We start from the raw sequence: 26,893 nt of genomic DNA on the forward strand, positions 1-26,893 counted from the left end.
CCCAGCCATGCCCACGCCCAGCTTCGGGTCGCCCGTCATACGGGCACCCGAAGGTGGTGCGCCGACGATCGTACATCTCACGTCGGAATACAGTCCCTTCGCCCGGACGGGTGGGCTGGCCGAGGCCGTGATGGGGTTGGCCAATTATCAGGTGATGGGTGGGGCGAACGTGGTCGTGTTCGTGCCACTCTATCGCTCGGTGCGCGCCCACGCGCCCGACCTCGCCCCGCTCGGCCGGCCCATTCAGGTCGCGCTCGGATTCCGCAGTGAGGAAGTGCGGTTCTTCCGTGAAGTGCAACAGCCAGCCGGTCCGAAGGTGGTGTTCGTCGACATCCCCTCGGCGTTCAGCCGCGCCGGCTTGTACGGCGAGGGCGGCCGCGACTACGTCGACAATGCGCGACGCTTCTCGCTCTTCTCGCGCGCGGTGCTCGACGGCATTCCGCGACTCATTGCCGGTCCCGTGCTGGTGCACGCGCACGACTGGCACACGTCGCTGGCGCTCATGTACATGCGCACGTACGGCGAACTCAGGGAACGTTTCGCCGATACGCCGACAGTGCTCTCGGTGCACAACGCCGGCTACCAAGGCCACTTTCCGGCCTCGATGCTGAACGACTGCGGTATTCCACCCGAGGTGTACAACTTCCGGCATCTCGAGTGGTACGACCGCATCAACTTCCTGAAAGGCGGACTCACCTTCGCCGACATGGTCGTGACCGTGAGCCCGACGCACGCGCAGGAGTTGCGTACGCCGGGTGGCGGCTTCGGTCTTCAGGAAGTGTTTCAGTGGCTGGGTACGCGCTTCACGGGCATCACGAACGGCATCGATCAGTCGCTGTGGAATCCCGCCACCGACGATCAGATCACCGCCAATTACTCGCGTACGGATACCGCGAACAAGGCGAAGTGCAAGGCAGCGCTCCAGCGTTCGTTCGGCCTGCCGCAGCGGAAGCGCATACCGATGTTCGGTCTGACCGGGCGCATGGTCACGCAGAAGGGTCTCGATCTCGTGCTGAATTCGCAGCTCATCTGGACCCTCGATGCCCAGTTCGTCTTTCTTGGCGCCGGCGAAGCGAAGTACGAGCGCGCCCTGTTGACGTTGGCGAAGGCGCGTCCTCAGCACGTCGGCGTTCAACTGAACTTCACCGACCGGCTCGAGCATCGGCTAATGGCTGGCGCCGACATGTTTCTCATGCCGTCGCAGTACGAGCCGTGCGGGCTCACGCAGATGCGCGCACAGCGATACGGCTCACTGCCGATCGGGCGCCGTGTGGGCGGCATCGCCGATACCGTGCGGGACGACACCACCGGTTTCCTCTTCGACGAATTTCAGCCGGCCGCGCTCGACCGGGCCATTTCCCGCGCCCTCGCGCGTTTCGCCGACTCGAACGCCTGGACGCCACGCATGAATGCCGCGATGCAGCAGGATTTCGGATGGGAACGCTCGGCCGAGCGCTATGCGCAGGTGTATCAGCAGGCGATCGAGATCGCCAAGCAGCGCCGCTGATGCATTCGGTCGTCGTACACCATCACCTGTATCAGCCGCCGCGCGAGGATCCTTGGCTCGAGGTGGTACCGACCGAGCCGTCGGCAGCCCCCGACCACGATTGGAATACGCGTATCAATCGCGAGTGTTATGCGCGCCTCGCGGCGGCCGAGGCGCACCTGCGCGACCGGCGTGCCGCCGCGCGGGATCCTGACGCGCGCGCCGGCATTGCACGCGTGGTGAATCTCTACGCCTGGTGTTCCTTCGATGTGGGGGCCACCCTCTGCGAATGGCTCGACGCCGAAGCCCCCGACACCATGCGGGCGATGCAGGAGGGCGATGCGGCCAGCATGCGTCGGTGGGGACACGGCAACGCGATCGCCGCGCCGTATCATCACGTGATTCTCCCGCTCGCATCACCGCGCGAGCGCGCCACCGAGATCCGCTGGGGCATCCGCGACTTCCGTCGACGTTTCCGTCGAGAACCGGAGGGCATGTGGTTGCCCGAGTGCGCGGCTGATGAGGACACCCTCGATGCCGTCGCCAAAGAAGGCATCGCCTTTACGATTCTGGCACCGTATCAGGTGCATGGTCACGACGGCAGCGGCATGCCGGTGCGTTGGCGCGGCGCCTCTGGTCGGACACTCACGATCGTGCCGTACGACGGCTCGCTCGCCGGCGATGTCGCATTCGGCGGGTTGCTGCGCGACGCCCCGGCGCTGGCCCGGCGGCTCACGCCGTACCGCGACGCGGGCGATGCGCACCTCGATCGATGCACCACGCTGGCCACCGATGGCGAGACCTTCGGTCATCACCACAAGAGTGGAGACTCCACACTTACCGAAGCACTGTCGATGGTGGTGCGTGAGTCGAGTTCCCGCGTCACCAACAGCGCGGCGTTGGTGGCGAAGTATCCGGCGACCACCGATGTGCGTTTGGTCTCGCCGAGCGCCTGGAGCTGCGCACACGGTGTGGAACGGTGGCGCAGCAACTGCGGGTGTCGACTCGATGGCAGCAAGCCGCCGGCGCAACAGTGGCGCGGACCGCTGCGAGCGGCCATCGAGCGCCTCTCGCATCACGCACATGAGGTGTTCGAGCACGAAGGGCGCGCACTCTTCCGCGACGATCCGTGGGACGTGCGCGACCGATATGGGGACGTGGTCGCGCAGGATGGACCCGCGCTCGAACAGTTCGCGCGACGTGAACTGCCCGCCGATGCGTCGGACCACCACGTGCAGCGCGCTCGCGAACTGCTCGAGCTCGAACGGGCAACGATGCGGACCTTTACGTCGTGCGCGTGGTTCTTCGACGAAGTCGAGCGCATCGAAGTGCGACAAGTGCTTCGTTACGCCGCTCGCTCCATCGAACTGTCCGGCCACGCATCACGGCTGATGCCGGAGTTCGTGCAGTGGCTGGCACCGGCAACCAGCGGTGCCCCGAACAGCGGCAGCGCCAGCGAGTTGTTCGTGCGCGAGGCGATGCCGCACCGTGATGCGACCACCTGTGCGGCGGCAGGCGCGATGGCCTGCGCCTCGATGGGGATCGCGACACCGCGCATTGCCACGTTCGATGTCACCGTGGCCGCGCACGACGAGGCGCCGAGTGCGCCCTGGCAGGTAACGCTCGCGCACCGACGCACGGGCGCCGTGCGCTCCTTCGTCGGTCACGTCCATGGTACCGGCCCCGGTCTCACCGTCGACCTGTCGGAAGCCAACGCCGACACCGGCGATACGCACGGCATCAACGTGCACGAGTTCCCGGAAGCCATCGCGCGGCAACTGCTCCGACCGATGGCGCTCTCCGATGAGGCGTTGATCGACGAAGTCGGCCCCACGCGCTGAGTCCAGCGAGACCCAGCGTACAGCGCGACGCTACGGTGCCACGCTCCACCGCCAGCGTAGGCCGGCGTACAACTGTCGGGCAAAGGCGGGCGTCCACAAGTTCGGCTGCTGATTGAGCAGATTGTTCACGCCACCGGACACTTCGAGTTCGCGTGTCACCGCCAGACGCAGCTGCGCGTCGACCGACAACAACGCGCCCTGACGACCGATGATGCCGCTTTCCGTGGAGAACGGTCCGGTGATCGGCGCGCCGCTCGGAATGCCGACGAGCGGTGCATTCCCGGTATATCGTACCGAGGCATCGGTGGAGAGTCCCCGTCGCACGGTCCATTCGCGCGCCACGCGCAGTCGCGCCGTGTGCGACGCACGGCGGCTGAGTGGCAGCCCCGAGTTCAGATCGCGCGCCCGCAGGAAGTCGTAGCCCAGCGTAACCTCCGTGGCGCCCGCATTCAGGCGCGCATTGGTCTCCACGCCCTGCGTTCGGGCGCGCGCCACGTTGACGTAGCGATACGTTTGGAATCCGGCCGCGTTGTCACCCTCGTACCGCCAGTCGACGAGACCAGACACGTCGTTGCGATACCCTTCCACATCGAAGGAGACCAACTGGCTCGGCGCCCACGTGCCGCCAACGCTCGTGCTCCACGATGATTCCGGCAGCAGCTCAGGATTGCCCTCGAGTGTGTAACCGCCCGCCGGATTGGTGAAGGTGTAGCGAATCTCCTTGAAGCCCGGCGCGCGGAATCCTCGCGCCACGTTGCTGCGCAGGCGCACACGCGACGACGTCTGCCAGGCCACGCCGAACGACGGATTGGTGCTGCTGCCCCACAGCGTGCTGTTCGTATGTCGTGCGCCGACCGTCATGAGCAGCGCACCGAGTGTCCAGGAGTCGCGGGCGAACACTTCCGTCACCTGCTCATCGGCGCTGTCCCCCGTCACCTTCTTCGGTGCCACCAGTGTGCGATGCGAACGCTGCGCGCCGACGTCGATCGCATGGGCGCCGACCACGTGCGTATACGACAGCAGATAACGCCCCTGTCGCTCCCGCTGCTCGAGCGAATCAGCCGAGCCTTTGATCGGCAGCAGTTCGCGGGACTGACGGTACTGATACACGAACCGCTGCTCGAAGGCGCGCGCGCGGACGTTGCCACCGAACAACGGCCCACGGACTTCGGCGAAGCCCTGCCCGCCGCGATTGTCGATGAATCCATTGAAGGCGGCGTCCACGGGAAAGCGCTGACGTTCCTGCGATCCTTGCATGTCGAGCCGCAGCGCCCACTTGTCGGTGAGCGCATAGCGGAAGTCCGTGCGCACATCGTAAATGCGATTGAACGTCGAGCCGATCGCGTTGTATCCGGTCACGCGATCGGACTGGCGCCACCCTCCATTCATGCGGTAGCCGAACTTTCCCACCGTCTGGCTCACGCCCACGGACGATTCCTGTCGTCCCAGTCCGCCTTCGCGCGCGAGCGCGTCGAGCGTCAGGTGTTGGGTCGGTGCCGCCTGCACGATGTTGATGACGCCACCCAATGCGTCGCTGCCGAACTCCACGCTCGATGGCCCCTTCGTGACCTCGATGCGCTCGGTCGCGATGGTACTCAGTCGGCCGATGTCACGGCTCTCGATGAGCGCGCCCGCCACGGGTTCACCGTCCACCAAGACGAGCACTCGCGAATCGTCGAACCCACGAATCGAGATCGATGTCTTCGACGGCGGCGCGGGAAGCTCCTGCAATCCCGGCAATTGACGCAGCAATTGATTGGCCGAGACCGCCGCCACGGCATCGAGTTCTTCACGTCCGATCACGGTCACGCTACGCGGCGATTCGCTGGCGCGGATGACGCGCTGACCCATCGTCGTCGTGAACACCGGCAGCACGGTGGCCAACGCCACCAACCGCACCACCGGTGTGCTGCTCTGCACCACCGTTCGGAGCTCGGCAAATCCGAGCGCCCGCACAATCAGCGAATCGCCCACCGACGCCGCGACGCGAAACGTGCCGCGTTCATCGGTGCGGGCGCGCGCGCCGGTTCGTGGCAGGCGTACTTCGGCCGACAACACCGGCGCTCCATCGTTCTTTCCAAGCACCGTGCCCTGCACCGCAACCGCGCTCTGCGCGTGAGCCGGTCCGCCAGACACGACGGCCAGCATCAACGCGCAGCAGAGCGGCATCATCCGATACGACATCGCGGTGCGCCGGACATCGCTCATCGAATGCGGGCGTAGCGAATCGTCGGAAAGCCCGCCACACCGGTGTTGCTGTAGTAGTCGGTGACCTGGAGCTTGTAGACGCGCGTGCCCGACTTCACGAGATACGTGTTGAACGCCGCGTGCAAGCGGTCGTTGCCCTGCAGGTTGTAGCGGAACGGAGCGCTCTTATCGAGCACGGAGTTCGGGATCGGCCCCACCAACGTCGAGAGGAAGGTCGCGAACTGCGGCGCATCGCTGGCGATCGTCGCGTTGGCGAACGCCGGAGAGGTCGGCCCCGGATACGAGCCGGCGTTGCACGCGACATTGGGCACGAGCGACAGTTGGTTCGCGGCGGGATTGAACTCGAGATCCCAGTTGCAGCCGGCGCCGGTGACCACGGCATTGGTGGCGAGACTGATCTGACGCACGCCGTTGGCCGGCGCAATCGCCAGCGTCTGCACCGCACCGAGAGTGCTGCCGGTCTGCAGGCGCGACTCGAGGTACAGCGTGTCCACCGCAAACGTCTGCGTGAACTTGATGCGGGTGGCGCGGAACACCGCGAACGTACCATTGGCCAGACGCAGCTTCCAATAGTTCGCCGGATTCGCCGTCGGAATGCCGCTCAGGTTCAGGTAGCCCTGCTTGTTCTCCGTCAAACGATCGGTCTGAAACTGATCGTCGGCGGGAATCTGCGCCACGCGCACCCCATCGAAGTCGGCGAGCGTCGCGGCCGGTGTGAAGGCCAAAACCTGCGCGTCACTGGTCGTCTTGTTGTTGTCGAGTGCGAAGCCAAGCACGTTCTTGCTCGTCGCGCCGCCAACTGCCGGCGAGTTCAAACGGACTTCGTAGCGACGGAATGCCAGATCCCAGTCGGCGGTGCGCGGCACCAAGGTGCCGGAAGCAAAGCTGAAGAACACGAGGGTGTCGGTGCTGCTCGCGTTGAGCGGACCGAACGACACCACCTGGTTGATGGCCGGCTCCGGTGTGCCGGCACCCGGACCAGTGGCGTTCGACTCGCCTTCACACGCGCCGAGCACAGCGAGGGAGGCCACCGACAACAGCGACCGCATCATCATCGACTTCATATAGGAGAGAGCGCAGCAGAGATTCGATTGAGTCGAGCAGCACCGGCGGATATCGCCCGCCCGTGCGCGAAGCTGGACAGTACCTATGCGCACGGCGCTGCTGCATTCGTATTTCTAACGAGGTGATCGTAGGGGAATCCCTGCGTTACTCTTGATACCATGAGCACACCGACTCTCTCCGATCGCCCCGTACTCGTCATCACGGGGGCGAGTGGCGGCATTGGGGCCGCGCTGGCGCGTCACGTGGCGCCTACGCACGCCTTGTCCCTCGTCGCACGACGCGCCGCTGAACTCCAGGCCGTGGGCGACGAGCTGAGGGCGACTGGATCGCGAGTCCTGACCATCACCGCCGATGTCACAAGCCGCGCCGAGGTCCAGCGCGTCGTGCGCGAGACGCTGGCGCGCTTCGGACGAATCGATGCCTGGGTCAATAACGTCGGTCAGGGCATCACGCGCATGCCGTCCGAACTCACCGACGACGACATCGACGACATGATGCGGATCAACGTGAAGTCGGCGCTGTACGGCATGCAGGAGGTGCTGCCGCATTTCCAGGCGACCGGCCGCGGACACATCGTCAATGTCTCGTCCATGCTGGGGCGCGCGCCCTTCGCCCTGCAACGCTCGGCCTACAGCGCAGCGAAGCATTTCCTCAACGCACTCACGGCGAATTTCCGCACCGAGGTGCAGGCGACCCACCCGGACATTCAGGTCTCCCTGGTCTCTCCGGGCGTCGTGCGCACGGAGTTCGGCCTGAATGCCCGCCATGGTGGCGTCGACTCGCGCGCGCTACCGGAATCGCAGAGCGCCGACGACGTGGCGGCCGTGATCGCCGCCGTGCTTCATGACCGCCGACCGGACGTCTATACCCGTACCGGATCGGCGGCGCGCATTGCCGGCATGTACGCGTCGATCGGCGTCGACCCGTAACGCGTAGTTACGGGACTGACTGCCCTCGCACCGCCGACAACGGGGCAGTCGGGGTGGGCATCGATCCCGGAACAGCCGCCTCACGTGAGTTCGCCGACTCGAGCGGCGGACCAAGGAACGGCTCGCATACCCCCTCGGCCGTCTCGCGGATGAGCTGGTCGACGACCGCCCGCAGATCTCCAGTTCGCGCATACGTCGCCAACTGACGCTGGGCGCTCGACCCTTCGTCGAGGATGCGAAACGCATACTCGACTTCCTTTCGCGTACCGAGCTCGTCGAGCACGTCGTCGAGGAACCACTCCACCAGCTCGCGGATCAGCACCGGTGCCGGCAGCTCCTCCTTCTTGCCGAAGTCGATCAGCTTGCCGCCGAGTCCCCAACGGACGGCGCGCCACTTGTTCTCTTCAATGAGATCCTGGGCGTACACGCGGAACGTCATGTTGTCGCGACGCAGCTTCCACATCTTGGCGACAACGGCCTGCAGAATGGCCGCGATGCATACCGCCTCATCGACCTTCGTGTTCACATCGCAGGCGCGGAACTCGAGCGTCGGGTAGATGTGGTGCGGGCGCACGTCCCACCAGATCTTCGATCCATCCGGAATGCTGCGCGTTTTCACCAGCGTGTCCACGAGATCGGCGTAGTCGCCCCATCCGTTCAGGATGCGCGGTACACCGGTGCGCGGAAAGTTCTTGAACACGATGCTGCGATAGGAATGCAGCCCCGTGTTGCGACCGAACCAGAACGGCGACGATGTGGACAAACACAAAATGTGAGGCAGGATGTAACGCGCGGCGTTCAGGCAGTCGATCCGGAATTCCGGATCTTCAATGCCCACATGCACATGCGTCCCGAAAATGAGCAGGCGGTGGGCCAGGTCCTGCAGCTCCGCCTTCACGCCGAGGTATCGCTCCTTCGGCGTCATCTCCTGATTCATCCAGTTGGAGAAGGGATGCGTACCGGCCGAGGCGATGGTCAGGCCATGCTGACCGGCCGCCTTGATGACCAACCCACGCAGCTTCACCAGCTCCGAGCGCAGTTCCGCAATCGAGGAGCAGACCTTCGTGCCGATCTCCACCTGACATTGGTGGAGCTCAGCTTTGACGTCGGCCAACTGTGCGTCGTTGCTCGACACCAACGCATCGAACCCGGGCGTGAGGTCACGCGTGACGGGGTCGATGATCTGGTACTCTTCCTCGATTCCGACCGTTAGGCTCGGAGCGCGCATTTAACCCCCCACGCCCACACGGGACGTGCTGTTCGCCGTGGACCAATCCATAGCGGCACGAATGAAGCCGCCGAACAGATGTCGGGTATGTGGATCCGCCATCTCGAGCACTTCCGGGTGCCATTGCACCCCGATCAGAAACGCGTCACCGTCGCCCTCGACTGCCTCGATCAACCCGTCATCGGCGGTCGCCGAGGCCACGAGATGCTGCCCCAGCTGCTTGATGCCCTGATGATGCATGCTGTTCACGGGCGCCCGTGTGGATTCCAGCAACCGTGACAGCTTTGTGTCCGCCACAATATCGACCTCGTGCGCGAGGTGGTCGCGCTCGAAGCCCGCCGTCGGAAAAAAATCGTGCTTGTTGAAAGACGGCTTTTGTGATGCGAGGTCCTGCCAGAGCGTACCGCCCGAGGCCACGTTGATCACCTGCAGACCACGGCAGAGACCGAAGACGGGCTTACCGTCCTCGATGGCCCATCGCACCAATTGCAGCTCCACGCGGTCGCGCGCGGGGTCCAGATTGCCACATTCCTTCCGGACCGTCTCGCCGTACTCGGCCGGATTGATATCGACGCCACCCGGAATCAGGATGCCGTCGAGCCGCTCGTAGATCTCGCGAAGTGTGAGCAGATCGTCGTCGAGCAGCGGGATCATCCAGGGCACGGCACCCACCATGGTGGCGGCCAGGAAGTAGCGCTGATTCATCACCCACGACGATGGCAATCCGGGTGGAATGCCGTCGATCGAGTGCAGCGTTTGTGTGGTCAGCCCGATCACCGGGCGTTTCAAAGACGACATCAGCGTGGTTCAACAAGAAAGGTAGGAACGTTCGAGCCACCGCCGGCGGTGACGTTGAGCAGCGGATCGGTCGCAATGCGCGTGAGACACCCAGACATCGTAATGCCGTCCGCGAGAAAGGGCGCGGTATCGAGCATGCGTTCTCCAAGATGTAGCGCGCCGTCGGTCCAGGCCGGCCACAATTCGCTGGGGATCTCCACCCGCTCCTGCACGATATATGGCTCGGCAAGGGCCGTCGCGATCGCCGCTGCCCACTCGGCGTCGTTCACCGTCCAGCCCAGCACGATCCCCTTTCCGCCGTACTCATCGTTGGGCTTGAGCACGAGCGTCGCGCGGTTGGCGGCGGTGAATTCCAGGAGATCGACGCGACTGTCGCCATACTGCGTGTGTCGCGCCTGCACCACACGTGTCCACGGCACATGGGCGGAGACGGCTGCCCGTTCGTCGGCGGTGAGCAGCGGCGCCTGCCGTTCGTCACTTAACACGGCAAGTGAGGCCTTCTTATGTAACATCTTGCAGCGAAACGGGTTCACCATGCACACCGCACCTTCACGCACAGCTCGGACGACGGGTGAATCGAGCCCTTCACGCGTCACCAGTTCGTCGATCAATACGCGCTTGTAGATCAGCGTGACGTGCTTGCCACCGATCATCAGCTTGCCGTTCGTGTACTCCGCGTCACGCGGGTCGCCGATGAACGCGTCGATCCCGAGCGCTTTGAACTCGCGCTCGAAGAGCACGAACTCGCTGTACGTCGGCACTTCCTTCCAATCGAGAATGACGATCGTGGGCGCCTCGCGCACCCCGCGCCAGCGGTAGTACGCGTTGAGGAGCGAGTGCACGACCGACGGCGCGGCGGGCAGCGGCACGGCGACATGCGTCCGGCTGAACTCATGCATGACCGGCAACGACAGAAACGCGCGCGACAACGCATCGTTGTATGCCGCCCCAGCCGGCGTCTCCGCGTTGAATTCCGTGAACTTGAGCCCGCCCCGCCCTTCCGCGAAAAAGGCATCGAGGCGGGAGGTCGGGCTGGCGACGTCGAAGCCGGGGTCGGCATGGATCAGCTGCTCTTCCCAAGCCGTCAACCCGAACTGGGCACGTAAAGCCGAGTCCGCCATGGCAGCCACGCGGACCTTTTCGAACGCCGATCCGACCAGGGCACAGGCGCGGGCCAGCTGCTGGTATTGCCCGAGACCAAGGAAGCGCGGGCGTAAGACACTGCACAACGCGCGCTCTCCAAAAAAGAGCCCGTCATGCCGGAGCTGCCGTTCAAGGACTTCGGCGCTCGCCTGCGCAATCGCGCGATCCTGCAGCGCATCGTGGTACCGCGCGATCGCGGATGTGGACATAAACTGTCGCTAAAGTTTGTGATCAACCAACACGCCGTCGTGTACACATGAGTATGGAGTATGGGGTACGGAGTACTCCGTAATACGGTACTCCGTACTCCGGTACTCCCTACCCCGTACTCCCAACCCCTTACTTCGCTGTTGTCGTTTCTCCAATCGCCACACCCTTCGGCTCCTTTCGCGGCGCCGTCGCCAGCTTGATCGCGAGATCCGCCATGTGCTCCACGACCCATTCGAAGTAGGTCGGCGTGAGCGAATAGATATCCATGTCGGGAGCCGGGTTCATGAAGTCGATGGCGTAGGGTATGCCATCCTTCACGGCGAACTCGACGGTGTTCATGTCGTACCCCAAGGCATTGCACAACGTGAGCGAGTCCTTGATGCAGCGGGCCTCGAGTTCCTTGCCCAGATAGCCCGGGTCCGGGATGTAGCGGCGCTCGCCGGGGTCGTACGGCATCGGCAGCACTTCTTCGCGCCCGAGCGCCATGCAGCGCACGTAGGCGTCCCATTTGATGAACTCCTGCACCACCATGGTGAGCAGTCCACTGTTGTTGTAATGGTGGATCAGCTCCTCCATCGAGTCGCAGATGTACACATCGCGCCAGCCGCCGCCGTGGGCGTCCTTGAGGACGCAGGGGAAGCCGATGTATTCGGCGACGCCCTTCCAGTCGAGCGGATAGGCCAGGTTGCGCAGCGACTCCGTATGCGAGATCCCAGGGATGTAGTCCTTGTTGGGCAGGACCATTGTCTTCGGGTGCGCCACGCCGTTCTGGATGGCTACCGTGGCGTCGTAGAACTTGTCATCGGCGGACCACATGAAGGGGTTGTTGACGACGGTCGTCCCCATCCGCGTCGCGTGCTTCAGGAAGGTGCGGTAGAACCCGACCTCATGCGAGATGCGGTCAATGATCAGCGAATACGGGACATCCTGGCCCATTCGCGTGGCGTCGAGCGTGATGTAGTCCGCGGTGACACCGGACTGCCGGCGCGCCACCGCTTCGAGAAAGGCGGGAGGAAACGACCATTCCCGGCCGACGAGCAATCCGATCCGTGGTTCCATCGACACGTCTGTTCTCCTGATGAGGGGCGCGTAATCACGGGAGAATGCGCCCAAATGAGCGGCTCCGCCATGGTTCCGCGTGTTTCGTCGCCGGAACGGCTGGGCTCGCCCGATCGACAGCGAAGCCAGCCGTGGGGATGTGTTAGCAAACAACGGAAAAGCACTTTTGTGACAACGGGCAATGTGGACAAAGTGCCCATCCGCACCGCAAAACGGAGGGGCATCACGGAACCACTTATCCACACGACGCCTGGGGGGATCTTCCCCCGCAATGCGGACTTACCGAGTTATCCACACACCTTTCAACGTATATCAACAACTAGATCAACAACTTAGCCTCATCCGGTCGTATTGCGCGGGCGCTCGGATCGTCATAACATCACCGCCCGCCGCTGATCCGACGCAAGTCGAAATACCGGTGCTCACGTTTCTGCCTTCATTGGAAATCGCTCATGCACGTCGTCGCCTGTAACGCCCCACTCGGCACCATCGACCCGGCGCCGCTCACATCGCTGCCTATCAACATGGGCGTGGAGAGTGACCGGTTGACCGCGTTCTGGAACAGCGACGACCAGTATCTGGTCTGCGTCGAGGGCGAAACCGGGACCGCATGGTATCGCATCGAAGCGGAAGCATCGGCGCCGGCCACCGATGAAGCCACACGCGTCGCGATCGGCGCCATGATGGCCGACATCCTGCCCCTCGGGGCGGGGCGCATCGCCTTTCCCGTGGGGAGCAGCGGACGCCGCGTGTATCGCGTCTGGCGCGCCTCCAGAGGCGCAGCCAGAGGCAACACCAAGGGCGCGTCGAAGGCAGGACGGACTAGAATCCTGGGAGTTCTAGCTGGGCGGTCACGCCGCCTGCCAGCGTAACGCCGGCAGCTTGCAGCCACGCCAGCAATACGTCCTGTCCATGATCGCCAGCCATGGCGGAGCGCGCCGCGCTCAGGTGCAGCTTGAACTCGCCCGACACATCGGGCAGAGTGCGCCGCAGCACGGCCACCGTGAGCAGCTCGGTCGCGTCAGCCAGATGTCGGATCGCGAACTCCGTCATGCGGGCGCGCAGCGCGGCCGTGTTGAGGAGCGGTCCTTCACCGGGCACCTCGTGGTCGGCCCGACGCTCACGGAATGCCGCCAATCGACTACGCGTGGCGGAGAGCATCGGCAGTTCCTCGGCGGCGTTATCGGCGTGCGCTGCCACGGGGGCGCCCATCAACCCCAGCCACGCCATCCAGAGCGTGCCCCGGGCGTAGGCTTCCCACGGCTCATGCTCGAGCCGAAGGGCCGCCTGATTCACGGTCTCGGTGACCTGATTGCGCACCGCCCACCAGCGGATGTAGGCGTCGGTCTGTCGCGACACCAGCGCCAAGGCCCCCAACTTGAGGGCCCACTTGACCGCCGATTCCCCATCGTCGGTGGGGGCTCGCAGTGCCGCCGAGCAGCGGAAGGCGCGGGCCGCACCGAGGGCCAGCACGGCTTGGGCGAGATCGCGGCCGGCGCTGGGAGCCGGCTGCAGCGCCGCATCGAGCTGTCCGAGTGCCGCCAATTCGTACGCCGTCCCCAGCAGTGCCAGTCCGTCGGCAATCGGTTCGCCGAGTCCGTCCCCGGGGCGAAGGGCCGCAGCGTCCGCCCGTTCCAGCAGCAGGGCGCGCCGCTCGGTCGGGATCGCGGCGACAGCCCAGTGATCGTCGAGGGTGGTTCTGGCCAGTTCCGCCAGATCCCTCGCCGCAAGATCACGTTCCGCTATCGGGGTGAGGACGTGCATCCAGCCTCCTCCAGGGGAGAGCTCGAACCGTACCCTGTCTCACACCCGACGTGGTGTGGGAACAGGCCTCAGACCTCTGATCGAAGCACACGCCGGCGACGACCGGGCGACCGATCGAGACCGTCCTGCTCCGCGCCGACGCTGTGTTAGGCGCCCGTTCGGCACCAGAAAGACGCCGAACCACGAAGCAACTGCAGTAAGCAACGCCATAGCATGCGGTTATCCCGCCCTCACCGCATCGCCATCACTGTCGCATTTATGTAACAGGTCCGTTCCTGTCAAGAGCAAACTCGGGTGAAACCCGCGTAAACCTCTGATAGACGGCACTTTCCGGAGATTTCGCGTGGGATTTGAGTCATCGCAGGTGGCGCGGCGCCGTTTGGCCGCATTGGCGTCGAGCAATGGGCGCGTGCAGGAAGCCCTGTCGGCGTCGACGTTTCCGGGATTTTGGGGCACCTCGTCCCACCAAGACGCGAGCCAGGATCGTGAGGTATCGTTGAGTGCAGGAACCACGCCGGGCTCCGCCCACGGTGGCGCGTTGGTGCGTCATCTCGACGACCTCGCCCAGGATATCGTGGCGATCCCCGGAGCCGGTGGTGCCCTTCTTGCGGCGTACGCGGCGCAGGCCCGCGCACTCTCCATGGTCGTCGAAGCCGCCAAGCGGGCCGGTGGTTCACCCCTGCCCGCCTCCGTCCTCATGGCCGCTCAAGACGCCCTCTCGGCTCCCTCGCCCCTGCCGGGGCTGGTGATCGGTTGATTACGCTCCCGCGGCGCGCTCTGCTCGCGGCGGCGCTGCTGGTCGGCACCGCCACCGCCCGCGACCTCGCCGCGCAGTCGGGCGAACCGGTCACCCTCTGGCGCGCCGGCCGCGCCTTCGCCCTCCGTGGGCAGGTCGACTCCGCGCTCCGCACCTTCGAGTTGGCCGGCACGGCAGCACGAACCGCTGGCGATCTCGCCACGGAACAGGCCACCATACGGGGCCGCGCGGACCTGTGGATGCTCCGTGGTTGCGCCGACAGTGCGAGTCGCGTGTTGCGCGAAGCCGTCGCCGCCGCGTCGCCCGGCGATCGATCCAGCGCCGATGCACTCGTTCGACTGCTGGCGTCCCGGAAGGCGGTCGCGGAGGCGCGCACCGTGCTGGTGAAGGCCTACAGCGACGTCCCCTCGGTTGGTAGCAACATCACCCGGGAGAGCGTGACCTTCCTGCAGGGCATGGCCGCGGTGGAGCTCGCCGGCGGCCAGGAATCGGCGGCCATGGCCACCCTCAACTCCGCCCTCGCCATTGCCGTTCGACTGCACGAAGGCGACGTAAAGGATCGCAGCGAGCACGCCGTCGGTGACATCACCGACGAAAATGCCTGGCTGATGTTCGATCTCGCACAATTGCGTCGAACCGCCAAGAGCCCGGCCATTCGTTCACCGCGCGAGCACGCCCGCATCATGGCCAACCTCGTAAAGGCCTGGCCCACGCTCGACGTGCTCCCCGACGACGGCTTTCCGATCACCCGCTTTGCCGATCGTCTCGTGATGCGCGCCGCGCTGTGTGCCGCCGATGGCAGCGAGTGCCCGGCTCCGATCGTCGCGAAGGGGTGTCCGTAGGCTTGGCTCCATGAAAAGAAAACGCAGAGTCGCAGAGAACGCAGAGGCGCAGAGAAGATCCTTTTTCTCTGCGCCTCTGCGTTCTCTGCACCTCTGCGTGATCGGTTCTGAACCGTCGCCGATCAGTTGATCCCCTTCACGTCGACCTTCTTCTCGGCCTTCGGATCCTCGAGCGTTTCCAGCACCTCGCGCCACGAGAACTTCTTGCCGCTGCCGAGCACCCAGTAGTTCATCCACGCCATCTCGGCCGTGCTCTTCACGAGCCGATTGCGCGCGTCAGGAATGCCGTGAGACGCGCCGGGATACATGAACAGCTCGGTGGGCACGCCGACGCGCTTGAGACCCATGTGCAGCTCGACACTCTGCGGGCTCGGCACGCGCGGGTCGCCTTCGACCACGTGGATCATCGTGGGCGTCTTCGCATTCCGGATGTACTTGATCGGCGACTGCTTCCAGTAGGCGTCGAAGTCGTCGTAGGGGAGCTTGTTGCCCAGGTAGTACTGACGGTTCCGCTGCACGTCGGACTGCGCGTACATGGAAATCCAGTTCGACGTGCCAGCGCCGCTCGAGATGCCCTTGAAGCGATCGGTGTGCGTAAGAATCCAGTTGCTCCAGTGACCACCGGCGCTCCAGCCCAGCACGCCCATCTTGGTCTCGTCGACCAGTCCCTGCGCGACCAGCGCGTCGACGCCGGTCATGATGTCGTTGTAGCCCGGCTCGAAGTAGTTCCCCACGATACCGTTCTTGTGCGCTTCACCGTAGTTCGTAGAGCCACGGTAGTTGGGCATCAACACCGCCCATCCCTGCCCCGCATACACCTGCGCGCCGTAGCCGCCGTTGAAGGACAGCTGATCGGCCGCGGCCGGACCGCCGTGAATGGCCACGATGAGTGGATACTTCTTGCCGGGTTGGTAGCCGACGGGCTTGAGCAGCACGCCTCCCACCTTCTTGCCATCCTTCGACGTCCACGTCACTTCCGTTTCTTCGCCAAGCGCGAGCTGCTCACGCACCCACGGGTTGGGATCGGTGAGCTGCGTCCACGAGTTGCGTGAGGCGAGCGACGCGAGCGACGCCACGGTGAACAGTGACGGCGTCGTGGTCGGATCTTGGTAGGAGACCATCAGGCGCTTGGTCGCCTCGTCCTGAGTCACCGCGATCACGCCCTTCACGTCGGTCACCGCCTTCACTTTGCCAGACGCCACATCGAGCGCGAACAGCTGCTGCGTGGCCTTGAAGCCTTCGTTGAAATAGATCGTCTTGCCGTCGGCCGACCACCAGTCGGCGCTGACGTCGCCGTCGAGATCGCCGATCTTCCGGAACGCGCCGCCCTTCGCATCGGTCGCGCGCACGTACACGCGACGGTTCTTCATGTTGTACGCCACCATATCGTCCGACGCCGAAAACGCGATCGAGCGCGCGTCGGGCGAAAAGGAGAGCCCGGACTCGGCCGACTCGTCGTTCTTGGTGAGTCGCTCGATGCTGCCGTCGCGCGTGTCGAGCAGGAACTGGTCGGCGTAGATCCCCTGCTCGGTGATGTTGCGCTTGTAGCGATCGTTGGGCACCGCCGTGAAGCCCACCCACTTGCTGTCGGGTGCGATCACGAACGCCGTGACGGCCAGCGACGTGTCGCGGGTGACCCGCGTCGTCGGACGAGACGCGGACGACAGATCGACCATCCACAGCGAATTGATCGACGTCTCGGCGTTCCGCACGGCGACGGTGAACTTCTTCTCCACCCGCGCCTTCTCGTCGGAATCGACGGTATCAGCGGTGATGAAGTAGATGCGGCGGGAATCCGGGGCGAGCTCCCAACTGCCCACGCCCGTGGCATGCTTGGTGAGCTGCGTGGGCGTGAGCGAATCCACCGGCGTACCGCGGTCGAGCGACGCCATGGGGAGCGCGTAGAGCTGCTCTTCGTTCGCCTTGCCGCTGCGGTATACCAGCCACTGTCCGTCTTTGCTGAAGGCAAACGTGCTCACGCCTTCCTTCGCATTGGTGATGCGTCGCGCCTCGCCACCGTCGGCGCGCATGAGGAACAGCTGCTGCTTCGTGTCACCGGCCGCCCCCTCGCGATTGGATGAGAAAGCAAACCACCCGCCGGCGGGAGCCCACCGCGGCGACGATTCGTTCTTACCGGTCGTAAACGTGAGCTGTCGCGTGCTCTCCACTCCACGATCGGTGCGCACTACATAGATGTCGCTCTGGGTGGTCGCCTCTTTCCAATCGGGCGTGGTGAGGGCGTACAGCATCTGGGTGCCGTCGGGGGAGATGGCGGTGCCGGCCACCGAACGGAGTCGCTGCGCGTCGACCCACGCCATGGGCCGCTTCGCCTGCGCCCAGAGGGGGGAGGCAGACAACACGAGCAGGGTGCCGCCCGCCGCCACTCGGGCAACAGCCACTCGGGCAACAGCCACTCGGGCAGGAGCCAGACGCGCGGCAGAGGGAAGGAGCGATCGGTCGGGCACGGGTCGCATGGGCAGCCTCGGTACGGATGGGAAACGCCAAGAGTCGGCTGATCTTGCACCCGGCGCCGTTCGCTGGCAACGTCCCCGGATGCGTTCATCATTCCTATTACGTCGCAGCGGAGTTACCGCTGCGCTCCTGTTGCTCAGCGTGATGCCGGCCGCTGCGCAAAGCGCTCGCGCACAAGCCACGGGCTCGCCGCGCCCCGCCTACGACCCTGCCCTGTACAGCGACGGCACCAAAACGAATCCGGCCTTCAAGTCGCTGCGCTGGCGCAACGTCGGCCCCTCCCGCGGCGGTCGCGCGACGGCCGTCACGGGCGACCCTACCAAGCCCCTGGTCTTCTATTTCGGTGCCGTGAATGGTGGCGTCTGGAAGACCACCAACGCTGGACAGTCGTGGGAGAACATCACCGACGGCAAGACCGACCTCTCGTCGGTCGGCGCGATCACCGTGTCCCCCAGTGATCCCAATGTGATCTGGGTGGGCACGGGCGAAGGCAAACCGCGTGAAGATCTGACGTACGGCACCGGCGTGTATCGCTCCACCGACGGCGGACAAACGTGGACGCCACGCGGTCTCGCCAATGCACAGCAGATCACATCGCTCCGCGTGCACCCATCCAATCCCGACGTCGCCTTCGTGACGTCACTTGGCCACGCCTTCGGTCCGTCGCCGGATCGCGGCGTATTCCGCACCACCGACGGTGGCGCGACGTGGAAGAAGGTGCTGTTCCTGAACGACAGCACCGGCGCCGCCGACCTCTCGATCGACGTGAACAATCCGCGCATCGTGTACGCGTCGATGTGGAAGTTCCAGCGTACGCCCTGGGGGATGGACGCCGGCGCGGGACGCAGCGGCCTCTGGAAGAGCACCGACGGCGGCGACACGTGGAAAGAGATCACCTTCAATCCGGGCATGCCGAAGGGGCTGATCGGAAAAATCGGCGTCGCTGTCTCACCGGCGAACTCGCAGCGCGTGTACGCGAACATCGAAGCGCAGGACTCATTGGGCGGCGTGTTTCGCTCCGATGACGCCGGCGCCACGTGGTCGCGCACCAGCGGTGATCAGAAGTTCGTGGTGCGGCCGTTCTACTACATGAGCCTCACGGCCGATCCGGTGAACGAGAACACCGTGTACGTCATGAATCTCACCGTACACCGTTCCATCGACGGCGGCCGCACGTTCACGCCGGTGCGCGTGCCGCACGGCGATACGCACATCATGTGGGTCGACCCGAAAGACCCGAACCGTCTCATCAACGGCAACGACGGCGGCGCCACGATCTCGATGGATGGCGGGCGCACGTGGAGCACACAGGGCAATCAGCCCACGGCGCAGTTCTATCACGTGACCACCGATACGCAGCAGCCGTATCGCATCTACGGCGCCCAGCAGGACAACACCACGGTGTCGATCGCCAGCCGCTCCGACAACGGCTTCATCGGTGAGCGCGATTGGTTTCCCGTCGCCGGCTGCGAGAACGCCTATATCGCGATCGACGCGAAGAATCCGAACGTGACCTTCGGCGGCTGCTACATGGGTCAGCTCACGCGTCACGACAAGAGCACGAACACCCGTCGCGACGTGTCGGTGTGGCTGGGCAACTACGACGGCGTGGCCGTGAAGGATGTACCGCAGCGATTCCAGTGGACCTTCCCGATCCACTTCTCGCCGCACGATCCGACCACGCTGTATACCACGTCGCAGTACGTGTGGCGCTCGAAGAATCAGGGGGCCTCGTGGGACAAGATCTCCGGTGATCTTACGCTGGCCGACACCAACACCATGGGACGCAGCGGTGGTCCGGTGAGCGGCGACATGACCGGCACCGAGTGGTACGCCACGATCTTCGCCTTCGCCGAATCGCCGGTGAAGGCCGGCGTGCTCTGGACCGGCAGTGACGATGGTCTGGTGCATGTCTCCACCGACAACGGCAGCACGTGGAAGAACGTGTCGCCCAAGGCCTTCGGCAAGTTCACGCGCGTCTCGATCATCGAAGCATCGCCGTTCGACGCCGGCACCGCGTATCTCGCGGCCAACCGGTACCAGCAGGACGACTTCACCCCCTACCTGTTCAAGACCACCGACTACGGCGCCACCTGGACGCGCATCGACGCCGGCATTCCTGTGGGCGCGTACACGCGCGCCATCCGCAGCGATATCAAGCGCAAGGGCCTGCTCTTCGCCGGCACGGAAGCAGGCATCTACACCTCGTTCAACGACGGCGTGAACTGGGAGCCGCTGCAGCTCAACCTGCCGCGCGTGAGCGTCCGCGACGTGCATGTGCACGACAACGACCTCATCGTCGCCACGCATGGTCGCGCCTTCTGGTCGATCGACGACATCTCGCCGTTGCGCGCGCTGGGTGACTCGATCACCACCAAGGCCACGCATCTCTTCACGCCGGCGCCGGCCATGCGCTGGGCAAGCGGCGGCGGACGCGGCGGCGGCGCCGGTGCGAATCCATCGTTCGGCGTCACCATCGACTACTGGCTCAAAACCAAGCCGGCCGCGCCGATCACCATGCAGTTCCTCGAGTCGAACGGCACGGTGATTCGTACCTTCACCAGCGATGCGCCCGACAAGAAGGACAGCACCGGCAACGTGCAGGCCGACTCGGCGGCGAACGCGGCGCGTGCGCTGCAGAACGTGATGCAGCTGGCGTACGCGCCGGCGGATTCCGTGGTGCACGCGCGCGCCGGCGCCAACCGCTTCGTCTGGGACCTGATGTACACAGGCCCGAAGCGCATTCCGGGGTCGATCAACGATGACGGTTCGTACGAGGGCGCGATGGCGGTCCCGGGCGACTACGCGGTGCGTCTCATCGTGGGCAAGGATACGCTCTCCCGCGGGTTCACCGTGCGTCCCGATCCGCGCGTGCAGCTCACCACGGCCGAGTACAAGGCGCAATTCGACGCGGCGACGGCCGTCGGTGCACGCATCACCAGCATCACCGAAGCCGTCGCGCGTATGCAGGATCTGCAACAGCAGCTCGACCAGCGCGCTCGTCAGGCGAGCTCGCAAGCGTATGCCGACTCGGTGAAGACGATGGCCACCGCACTGCGCAAGAAGCTCGAAGCGGTGCGCGCCGAAGTGTACGAGGTATACACCAAGGCCGATCAGGCCACGCTCAACTATCCGATCAAGTTGTACCAGATGTTCGTGACGCTGAACGGACAAGTGAACGAAGGCACCAACCCGCCTACGCGCCAGCACGGCGAGATCCTCACCGATCTCTCCACGAAACTGAACGTGCAGCTGAACACGCTGCAGAAGCTCGAAGAGAACGATCTGCAGCAGTTCAACGCATTGCTGACGCGGCTGGGTGTACCGAATGTGTTCGTGGCGCCGAAAAAACCGATCGGCTGATCAGGCGAACGACGGACGCTTGGTGTGGAAGTCGGTCGCCTTCTGAAACTGATGGGCGACCGACAGGATCAGATCATCGTTGTACAGGTTGCCGGTGATCACGCCGCAGATCGGCTGCGCCTTGTACACCGGTGCCGGCGTGGCCGCATTCGCGCCACCACCACCACCACCACCACCGAACTGCGGCACGTCGAACTTGTACGGCAACACGGCGCACGGATGTCCGGTCTGCGCGTTGGGGCCGACATCGGCGTTGGGACCGGCGATGAACAGGTCGAGATCCTTCATGAACTCGCCCCACTTGGCCACCAGCAGCATGCGACGCCGCTGATTTTGCATGAACTCGAAGCCGCGCGCGGTGCGGCCGCCCACGAAGCGCGGATTCCAGTCGGCGGCCGCCATCGGATTGGTGGCACCGGCTTCGATCCCCTTCGGTAGCGCCGCCACGTTGTTGCCGAACGGCGCGTTCCCCGTGCGCGGCGCATCGTAGATCGTGTTGAGATCGAGCCCGATCTCCTTCGCCTTGCGCTGCACGTAGAAGTCGAACGCGGCCGCGTACTCCACGTTCAATCCACCGCCCTGCATGCCGGCCACGGTGGGGCGCGCACCGATCGTCTTCGGATTCATACCCAGCTCGCGCAGCTTGTCGACCAGTTCCTTCGGCGCGGCCGGATCCACGCCAATTCGCAGCGACGCCAGCTTGAGATTGCGATCGAACTGGAAGGGCATCGTGACCGTGCTCGCATCCTTCTCATCGACGCCGTGCAACACGCTGAACACCATCGCACAGTCCTCGGCGGTGCGGCACATCGGCCCCACGCGATCCTGCGACCACGACAGCACCATCCCGCCGTACCGGCTCACGCGGCCGAACGTAGGGCGCAGCGCGCTGATGCCGTTGCGAATTGCCGGCGACACGATCGAACCCTGCGTCTCGGTGCCGATCGAGAAGGCCACACAGCCGGCCGCCGTCGCCGAGCCAGGCCCCGTCGAGCTGCCACTCGACCCGATGTTCGTGTTCCACGGATTATTGGTGCGTCCACCAAACCACCAATCGTTCTGCGCAAACAGCCCCGTGGCCAGCTTCGCCAGCAACACGGCGCCGGCGTCCCGCAGTCGCACCACCACTTCCGAATCGGTATCGGCAATCTGGTCCTTGAAGTCGGCCGAGCCCCACGAGGTGGGTACGCCCTTCACGGCGAACAAGTCCTTGATCCCATAGGGCACGCCGTGCAGCGGTCCGCGATACTTGCCGGCCGCGATCTCGGCGTCGGCCTTGTCGGCTTCTGCGCGCGCCTGCGACGCCAGCAGAGTGACCACGAAGTTGAGCGTGGGATTGAGCTTCTCGATGCGCGCGAGATAGATGTCGGTGATCTGACGCGACGTGATCTTGCGCGCCTTGATCAGCGCCGAGATGCGATGCGCCGGCAGGAACGCGAGATCGTCGGGATTGGTGGGCACCACGCCGCTCCACTTCTCGACCGCGTGCGGCGTGCGCGTGAACGCGCCGGCGCCTTTCTCGCGCACCACCTTCTCCATGAGCGCGCCGGTGCCACCGGGGTACGGCATGAACTGGAGCGCCGGCGCTTCGCCGTTGCCGAGAGGTACGGGCGGAACCTGCGGCGGCTGCGCGGCGCCACTGGCGATGCTGCCCATGCCACTGGCGCGCGCGAGTGCACCCTGCGCACCGGCCGCCTGCGCACCGAACGTGCTCGCCGCCGCCGCGACCAGCGAGTAGAACATGAACTGCCGACGGTCTACGCCCGTCGCCGATTCATCATGATCGGCGGCCGCCAGTTCGGCTTCGGCCTGTTCCAGAAAATCCAGGGGGGTATCCACGCAGGGGCTCCAACAGAGAGAGGCAACGGAACGGGACCTTCAACGCTCGCCCCGAATATCTCTCACCGTACGCGCGCTGGCGAGCTTCGTTGAGCTCGCCGGCTCTACTACGGTTTCCCGTCGGGATTCTGGATGCGGAAGACGAACGGCTGTTCGACCAGCTGGGACACGGCTCGTCCGTGCAGGATCGCCGGCCGGTACTTCATCTTCAGCAGGGCGGTGCGTACCGCCGCGACGAACTCCGGCTCGGGCTTGTCGAGCACCACCAGTGACGCGGTATCCACGTGACCGATGGTATCCACGATGAAGCGCGCGTACACCACACCCTGCACACCGGCCTTGAGCAGCGCCGGCGGATATTGCGGGCCCTCGGCCGAGGGATCGAGCGTTACGGTCGAGTCGACTTCGATTTCGCTGTAGGCCTTCTCAGAATCGTTCGACGCGTCGGGAAGTTCGAGCTCCTCACCAGCGACGTCACCAAGACTGCCGCGCGGGACCGGCGTCTTGCCGTATTCCGATGTTTCGATGACAGGGATCGATACCGAGTTCAATCCACCGAGCCCGATGAACTGAATCGACTCCTGCACCGGCGGCGGCGCCGATTGACGGAGTGGCGCCAGAAAGCTGACCGCCTCATCGACCAATGGCGTGGGAGCGATGCGATTCATGGCGCGCGCACCAACGATCGAGACGGCAATGAGCGCGGAGTACGCGCCGAGTCCGAGCAACTCGGCGCCCACCGCATTCAGCGTGGTCCGGCGAGTCGACTCGATCAACGTAAGACGAACTTTAGCTTTGGGCATGTCGCCACCCTGAGGGCGCGAGACGACGGCGGGAAGAACGGGGCCTGCTTGATCAATGCGGGGCGTTTCGCAGGTTGGCAAGGGGGGTGCGTCCGACAGCTGGGGCCGGCACCAGAAGCGGGCTCTCTTCCCTCTTGCCAATTTGGATCAAACACTGTTACGTATTCAATCATGAACAGCCGCCTCACTGTCGCCGCCCATGTGCTGGGCATGATCGCGTACATCGAACGCGAGCAACAGCGCGCCACCACCTCTGACGAACTCGCCTCGAGCGTGGGGACCAATCCGGTGGTCGTGCGACGAGTGCTGTCTCAGCTGAAGCAGGCCGGCCTGGTCGATAGCCGCCGCGGCGTGGGCGGCGGGTCGATCCTCGCCCGTGACCCGCGCGAGATCACCATGCGCATGGTGTACGAGGCGGTCGAGGAGCGCGACTGTGAGCTGATCGGACGCCACGCCGGCTGTGTCGGTGAGAACTGCCACGTCGCGCCGGTGATCGCCAAGTACCTCGACGAACTCTACGCCGACGCCGAAGAAGCCTTGTTGCGCACGCTCTCCTCCGTAACGGTCGACTCGATGTCTCGCGCGGTCATGGACCGCGTACAGCGTCGTGGAGCCTTGCACCGCCCTTCGACGCTTCAGGCGTCGTAGCCCCGTTTTCTTCGTACGTTCACCGTACGTTCTCAGTAGCGGACCATTCTGCAGACCGAAGATATGTCACCGATTCGCGCGCTAATTCGTAACAGCTACTGGCACCTTCTTCACTCTCGGCTGACACGCGCCGCCGCGCTCGCGGGGATCTGGGCAGGCGCCCTCGGAACGCCGCTGCTGGCGCAGGTGGCCGCACCGACGTCACCGGCGCCCCGTGGCTGGCGGTTTGCCGAGAACGTCGTGCTGCACATTCCCGGCAGCAGCCGCTTCGCCGGCGATATCCGCGGCGCGGACAGTGTGCGCGCGCATCTCGCCGCGCTCGGCGAGCTGGCGACGACGGATAGCGCCGCCGTAACGATGTACTCGACCGCCGAGGGCCGTCTGCTCGTGCTTACGCGGACCACCATCCGCGTCGCCGAGTCTCGACGAATCGGCCACCGATCGGGCCTCCGCGCCGGCGCAACGACTGTGCAGGTGATAGCGATCCCGACGTTCGACGATCGCGGCGACGTGGGCGCTCTCGATGTGTTCATCGACGATCTCCCGGTATTCGACCGGCGGGCACCGCGCGACGACGGCATCCGAGTCGTCTCCCTCGCCATGCAGCGCAATCTCGAGCAAGTCCGCGCGCTGTACGGACGCGGCGGTGCGGCCCGATTCATCGCCGCCAACGCGCATCAGGTCGTCGTACTCGTCGATGACGCCGGGAACGGACCTGGCGCCGGGGCAGCCGTCATGCGCTACCGGTTCGATGCGGCCGGACGCGTCAAGCAGGTCGAGCAGTTCTCACCCAGCTGTCTCGTGGCGATGGCGTTCAAGACCACGGCGCGATAAGCGCTCGCGGGAACGTCGGTAGGGTCGCCCGCTGTTCGGTTCGAACATGGCTGCCCTGCAACTTGTCTGGTACAAACGCGACCTCCGGATCGCCGATCACGCGCCGCTCGCGGGAGCGATGGCTGCGGGTCCGGTGGTGGCCGTGTACGTGCACGAGCCGGAGCAGCAGTACGCGACGGACCGCGACGTGCGACACGAGCGGGTGTTGCGTGACGCACTCGACGAGCTCAAGGCTTCGTGGCAGGCGCGCGGTGGTCATTTCATCGAGCTGCACGGCGTACTCCCCGCGGTGTTCGACGCATTGCACCGCGTGCTCCCCTTCGCGGCCATCTGGGCCCACGAGGAAACGTGGAATGCGCTGAGCTACGCGCGCGACCGACGCGTGCGCGCGTGGGCCAAACACGCCGGTGTCACGATGCACGAACTGCCCAGCAACGGCGTCGTGCGTCGCCTCGCGTCACGCGATGGGTGGGCGGAGACCTGGCAGCGGCGCATGCGATCGCGCCTCGTTCCCGCACCGGACCGGATCGCGTCACCGGATGCGGCAACGACGACCGCGGCGGTGACGGCCTTGCCGGAAGACATGCGCACGTCGACCGGTGCGCACGTCGTGCCGCCGTGGTCCGACTGGCAGCGAGGCGGTGAAGCCCGAGGACATGACATGCTGCTGTCGTTTCTGTCGGCGCGCGGCCAGGACTATCGCCGTGCCATGTCGAGCCCCAATGAGGCGCCGGAAGCGTGCAGCCGGATTTCTGTGGCGCTCGCGTTCGGTTCGCTCTCGGTACGTCATGCGTACCAGGCGGCCCGACAGCGCGCGCGTGAGCTGCGAGACGACACGCGCAACCGGCGTGACGGTGATGCGGCGCAATGGTCACAGAGCCTCGTGAGCTTTGCCTCGCGGCTGCACTGGCACTGCCACTTCATCCAGAAGCTCGAAGACGAGCCGCGACTCGAGACCACCCACTACGCACCGGTCTTCGACGGATTGCGCCCCGCCGAGCCGGACATGGACCATTTACGCGCGTGGCGCGATGGCCAGACCGGGTACCCGCTGGTGGACGCCTGTATGCGTTCGCTGCGTGTGACCGGCTGGCTCACATTTCGTATGCGGGCGATGGTGATGAGCTTCGCGAGCTATCATCTCTGGCTGGACTGGCGACACACCGGGCCGGTGCTGGCGCGCTGGTTCACCGATTACGAACCGGGTATCCACTGGACGCAGTGTCAGATGCAGTCGGGCACCACCGGCATCAACACGATCCGCATCTACAATCCGTACAAGCAAGCCGAGGAGCATGACGCGGCCGGTGCATTCGTGCGTCGGTGGGTACCCGAACTGTCGGCATTGTCCGATGCCGATCTGGTGCGCCCCGAGCACACGCCGCTCATAATGCAGCAGATGACGGGGTGCGTCATCGGTCGCGACTATCCGCTGCCGATCGTGCACCACGAAACTGCGTATGCCTTCGCTCGCGATCGCATGCACGCCATCAAGCAGGCCGCGCAGCGATCGGGGAGCGCACAACAGGTGTACGATCGGCATGGGTCGCGTCGCACGCCGCTCGAGGCGCGGACACGGTGAGATCACACGGTTCGATGCACTC

Annotated in this window: 20 protein-coding genes; 10 read left to right on the forward strand and 10 right to left on the reverse strand. The window is 65.0% G+C overall.

Translation table 11 applies throughout. The annotated features are described in order from the left end of the window. Positions 1 to 7 precede the first annotated feature (7 nt). Together HKW67_RS07640 and HKW67_RS07645 are read left to right on the forward strand one after the other, a co-directional pair. Positions 8 to 1,507, forward strand: a complete 1,500-nt coding sequence (locus HKW67_RS07640) for a glycogen synthase (protein ID WP_171224815.1) — start codon at positions 8 to 10, stop codon at positions 1,505 to 1,507. After that, positions 1,507 to 3,327 carry a DUF3536 domain-containing protein gene (locus HKW67_RS07645; RefSeq protein ID WP_171224816.1) on the forward strand — a complete coding sequence of 607 codons (1,821 nt, stop codon included), beginning with the start codon at positions 1,507 to 1,509 and terminating at the stop codon, positions 3,325 to 3,327. The genes HKW67_RS07640 and HKW67_RS07645 overlap by 1 nt, the downstream gene beginning before the upstream one ends. Positions 3,328 to 3,357: 30 nt before the next feature. Here HKW67_RS07645 and HKW67_RS07650 read toward each other — a convergent pair whose 3' ends face one another. Then, the gene (locus HKW67_RS07650) at positions 3,358 to 5,535 is read right to left on the reverse strand and encodes a TonB-dependent receptor (protein ID WP_171224817.1); all 2,178 of its coding nucleotides are present in this window, start codon (positions 5,533 to 5,535) and stop codon (positions 3,358 to 3,360) included. Then, entirely contained in the window at positions 5,532 to 6,590 is a 1,059-nt protein-coding gene (locus tag HKW67_RS07655) for an HmuY family protein (protein ID WP_171224818.1), read from the reverse strand. Before HKW67_RS07655 ends, HKW67_RS07650 begins: the two co-directional genes overlap by 4 nt. A gap of 168 nt (positions 6,591 to 6,758) precedes the next feature. Between HKW67_RS07655 and HKW67_RS07660 the strand changes: the two genes are divergently transcribed. Further along, positions 6,759 to 7,529 (forward strand): SDR family NAD(P)-dependent oxidoreductase, encoded by a 771-nt coding sequence (locus HKW67_RS07660; RefSeq protein ID WP_171224819.1) that lies wholly within the window; start codon positions 6,759 to 6,761, stop codon positions 7,527 to 7,529. Positions 7,530 to 7,536: 7 nt separating this feature from the next. Here the strand turns inward: HKW67_RS07660 and HKW67_RS07665 are convergent, their stop codons facing one another. From HKW67_RS07665 to HKW67_RS07680, 4 genes are all read right to left on the reverse strand, one after another. Further along, positions 7,537 to 8,757 carry a carboxylate-amine ligase gene (locus tag HKW67_RS07665; RefSeq protein ID WP_171224820.1) on the reverse strand — a complete coding sequence of 407 codons (1,221 nt, stop codon included), beginning with the start codon at positions 8,755 to 8,757 and terminating at the stop codon, positions 7,537 to 7,539. Further along, the gene (locus tag HKW67_RS07670) at positions 8,758 to 9,555 is read right to left on the reverse strand and encodes a gamma-glutamyl-gamma-aminobutyrate hydrolase family protein (protein ID WP_171224821.1); all 798 of its coding nucleotides are present in this window, start codon (positions 9,553 to 9,555) and stop codon (positions 8,758 to 8,760) included. After that, positions 9,555 to 10,907, reverse strand: a complete 1,353-nt coding sequence (locus HKW67_RS07675; RefSeq protein ID WP_171224822.1) for a circularly permuted type 2 ATP-grasp protein — start codon at positions 10,905 to 10,907, stop codon at positions 9,555 to 9,557. The genes HKW67_RS07670 and HKW67_RS07675 overlap by 1 nt, the downstream gene beginning before the upstream one ends. Positions 10,908 to 11,037: 130 nt before the next feature. Further along, positions 11,038 to 11,967 carry an ATP-grasp domain-containing protein gene (locus tag HKW67_RS07680; RefSeq protein WP_230981170.1) on the reverse strand — a complete coding sequence of 310 codons (930 nt, stop codon included), beginning with the start codon at positions 11,965 to 11,967 and terminating at the stop codon, positions 11,038 to 11,040. 452 nt (positions 11,968 to 12,419) lie between these two features. On the opposite strand from HKW67_RS07680, the gene HKW67_RS07685 reads away from it, so the two are divergent. Then, a complete protein-coding gene (locus HKW67_RS07685) occupies positions 12,420 to 12,839 on the forward strand; it encodes a hypothetical protein (RefSeq protein ID WP_171224824.1) in 420 nt (139 codons plus the stop codon). Here HKW67_RS07685 and HKW67_RS07690 read toward each other — a convergent pair. Beyond that, positions 12,790 to 13,731 (reverse strand): hypothetical protein, encoded by a 942-nt coding sequence (locus HKW67_RS07690; RefSeq protein WP_171224825.1) that lies wholly within the window; start codon positions 13,729 to 13,731, stop codon positions 12,790 to 12,792. The genes HKW67_RS07685 and HKW67_RS07690 overlap by 50 nt on opposite strands. Before the next feature lie 343 nt (positions 13,732 to 14,074). On the opposite strand from HKW67_RS07690, the gene HKW67_RS07695 reads away from it, so the two are divergent. Together HKW67_RS07695 and HKW67_RS07700 are read left to right on the forward strand one after the other, a co-directional pair. Continuing rightward, positions 14,075 to 14,488: a hypothetical protein gene (locus HKW67_RS07695; protein WP_171224826.1), complete on the forward strand. Its 414-nt coding sequence runs from the start codon at positions 14,075 to 14,077 to the stop codon at positions 14,486 to 14,488. Beyond that, on the forward strand, positions 14,485 to 15,330 hold the full coding sequence (locus HKW67_RS07700) for a hypothetical protein (RefSeq protein ID WP_171224827.1): 846 nt from the start codon (positions 14,485 to 14,487) through the stop codon (positions 15,328 to 15,330). Before HKW67_RS07695 ends, HKW67_RS07700 begins: the two co-directional genes overlap by 4 nt. A gap of 122 nt (positions 15,331 to 15,452) precedes the next feature. Here HKW67_RS07700 and HKW67_RS07705 read toward each other — a convergent pair whose 3' ends face one another. After that, the gene (locus tag HKW67_RS07705; protein WP_171224828.1) at positions 15,453 to 17,744 is read right to left on the reverse strand and encodes a S9 family peptidase; all 2,292 of its coding nucleotides are present in this window, start codon (positions 17,742 to 17,744) and stop codon (positions 15,453 to 15,455) included. Positions 17,745 to 17,883: 139 nt separating this feature from the next. Between HKW67_RS07705 and HKW67_RS07710 the strand changes: the two genes are divergently transcribed. Then, positions 17,884 to 21,165 (forward strand): VPS10 domain-containing protein, encoded by a 3,282-nt coding sequence (locus HKW67_RS07710; protein WP_171224829.1) that lies wholly within the window; start codon positions 17,884 to 17,886, stop codon positions 21,163 to 21,165. Here HKW67_RS07710 and HKW67_RS07715 read toward each other — a convergent pair whose 3' ends face one another. Together HKW67_RS07715 and HKW67_RS07720 are read right to left on the reverse strand one after the other, a co-directional pair. Then, positions 21,166 to 23,004: an amidase gene (locus HKW67_RS07715; RefSeq protein WP_171224830.1), complete on the reverse strand. Its 1,839-nt coding sequence runs from the start codon at positions 23,002 to 23,004 to the stop codon at positions 21,166 to 21,168. Positions 23,005 to 23,111: 107 nt separating this feature from the next. Next, positions 23,112 to 23,807, reverse strand: coding sequence for an energy transducer TonB (locus HKW67_RS07720; protein WP_171224831.1), 696 nt, complete (start codon positions 23,805 to 23,807; stop codon positions 23,112 to 23,114). 171 nt (positions 23,808 to 23,978) lie between these two features. On the opposite strand from HKW67_RS07720, the gene HKW67_RS07725 reads away from it, so the two are divergent. From HKW67_RS07725 to HKW67_RS07735, 3 genes are all read left to right on the forward strand, one after another. Then, entirely contained in the window at positions 23,979 to 24,455 is a 477-nt protein-coding gene (locus tag HKW67_RS07725) for an Rrf2 family transcriptional regulator (protein ID WP_171224832.1), read from the forward strand. Between the two features lie 63 nt (positions 24,456 to 24,518). Continuing rightward, a complete protein-coding gene (locus HKW67_RS07730) occupies positions 24,519 to 25,289 on the forward strand; it encodes a hypothetical protein (protein ID WP_171224833.1) in 771 nt (256 codons plus the stop codon). Between the two features lie 46 nt (positions 25,290 to 25,335). Beyond that, on the forward strand, positions 25,336 to 26,871 hold the full coding sequence (locus HKW67_RS07735; RefSeq protein ID WP_171224834.1) for a cryptochrome/deoxyribodipyrimidine photo-lyase family protein: 1,536 nt from the start codon (positions 25,336 to 25,338) through the stop codon (positions 26,869 to 26,871). Positions 26,872 to 26,893: the final 22 nt, after the last annotated feature.

Source organism: Gemmatimonas groenlandica, from assembly GCF_013004105.1.
Taxonomy (GTDB): Bacteria; Gemmatimonadota; Gemmatimonadetes; order Gemmatimonadales; family Gemmatimonadaceae; genus Gemmatimonas; species Gemmatimonas groenlandica.

Excerpts from the sequence above, each read along its gene's own strand:
- HKW67_RS07640 (WP_171224815.1), top strand. The coding sequence starts at position 8 with ATGCCCACGCCCAGCTTCGGGTCGCCCGTCATACGGGCACCCGAAGGT.
- HKW67_RS07645 (WP_171224816.1), top strand. The coding sequence starts at position 1,507 with ATGCATTCGGTCGTCGTACACCATCACCTGTATCAGCCGCCGCGCGAG.
- HKW67_RS07650 (WP_171224817.1), bottom strand. The coding sequence starts at position 5,535 with ATGAGCGATGTCCGGCGCACCGCGATGTCGTATCGGATGATGCCGCTC.
- HKW67_RS07655 (WP_171224818.1), bottom strand. The coding sequence starts at position 6,590 with ATGATGATGCGGTCGCTGTTGTCGGTGGCCTCCCTCGCTGTGCTCGGC.
- HKW67_RS07660 (WP_171224819.1), top strand. The coding sequence starts at position 6,759 with ATGAGCACACCGACTCTCTCCGATCGCCCCGTACTCGTCATCACGGGG.
- HKW67_RS07665 (WP_171224820.1), bottom strand. The coding sequence starts at position 8,757 with ATGCGCGCTCCGAGCCTAACGGTCGGAATCGAGGAAGAGTACCAGATC.
- HKW67_RS07670 (WP_171224821.1), bottom strand. The coding sequence starts at position 9,555 with ATGTCGTCTTTGAAACGCCCGGTGATCGGGCTGACCACACAAACGCTG.
- HKW67_RS07675 (WP_171224822.1), bottom strand. The coding sequence starts at position 10,907 with ATGTCCACATCCGCGATCGCGCGGTACCACGATGCGCTGCAGGATCGC.
- HKW67_RS07680 (WP_230981170.1), bottom strand. The coding sequence starts at position 11,967 with ATGGAACCACGGATCGGATTGCTCGTCGGCCGGGAATGGTCGTTTCCT.
- HKW67_RS07685 (WP_171224824.1), top strand. The coding sequence starts at position 12,420 with ATGCACGTCGTCGCCTGTAACGCCCCACTCGGCACCATCGACCCGGCG.
- HKW67_RS07690 (WP_171224825.1), bottom strand. The coding sequence starts at position 13,731 with ATGCACGTCCTCACCCCGATAGCGGAACGTGATCTTGCGGCGAGGGAT.
- HKW67_RS07710 (WP_171224829.1), top strand. The coding sequence starts at position 17,884 with ATGCGTTCATCATTCCTATTACGTCGCAGCGGAGTTACCGCTGCGCTC.
- HKW67_RS07720 (WP_171224831.1), bottom strand. The coding sequence starts at position 23,807 with ATGCCCAAAGCTAAAGTTCGTCTTACGTTGATCGAGTCGACTCGCCGG.
- HKW67_RS07725 (WP_171224832.1), top strand. The coding sequence starts at position 23,979 with ATGAACAGCCGCCTCACTGTCGCCGCCCATGTGCTGGGCATGATCGCG.
- HKW67_RS07730 (WP_171224833.1), top strand. The coding sequence starts at position 24,519 with ATGTCACCGATTCGCGCGCTAATTCGTAACAGCTACTGGCACCTTCTT.
- HKW67_RS07735 (WP_171224834.1), top strand. The coding sequence starts at position 25,336 with ATGGCTGCCCTGCAACTTGTCTGGTACAAACGCGACCTCCGGATCGCC.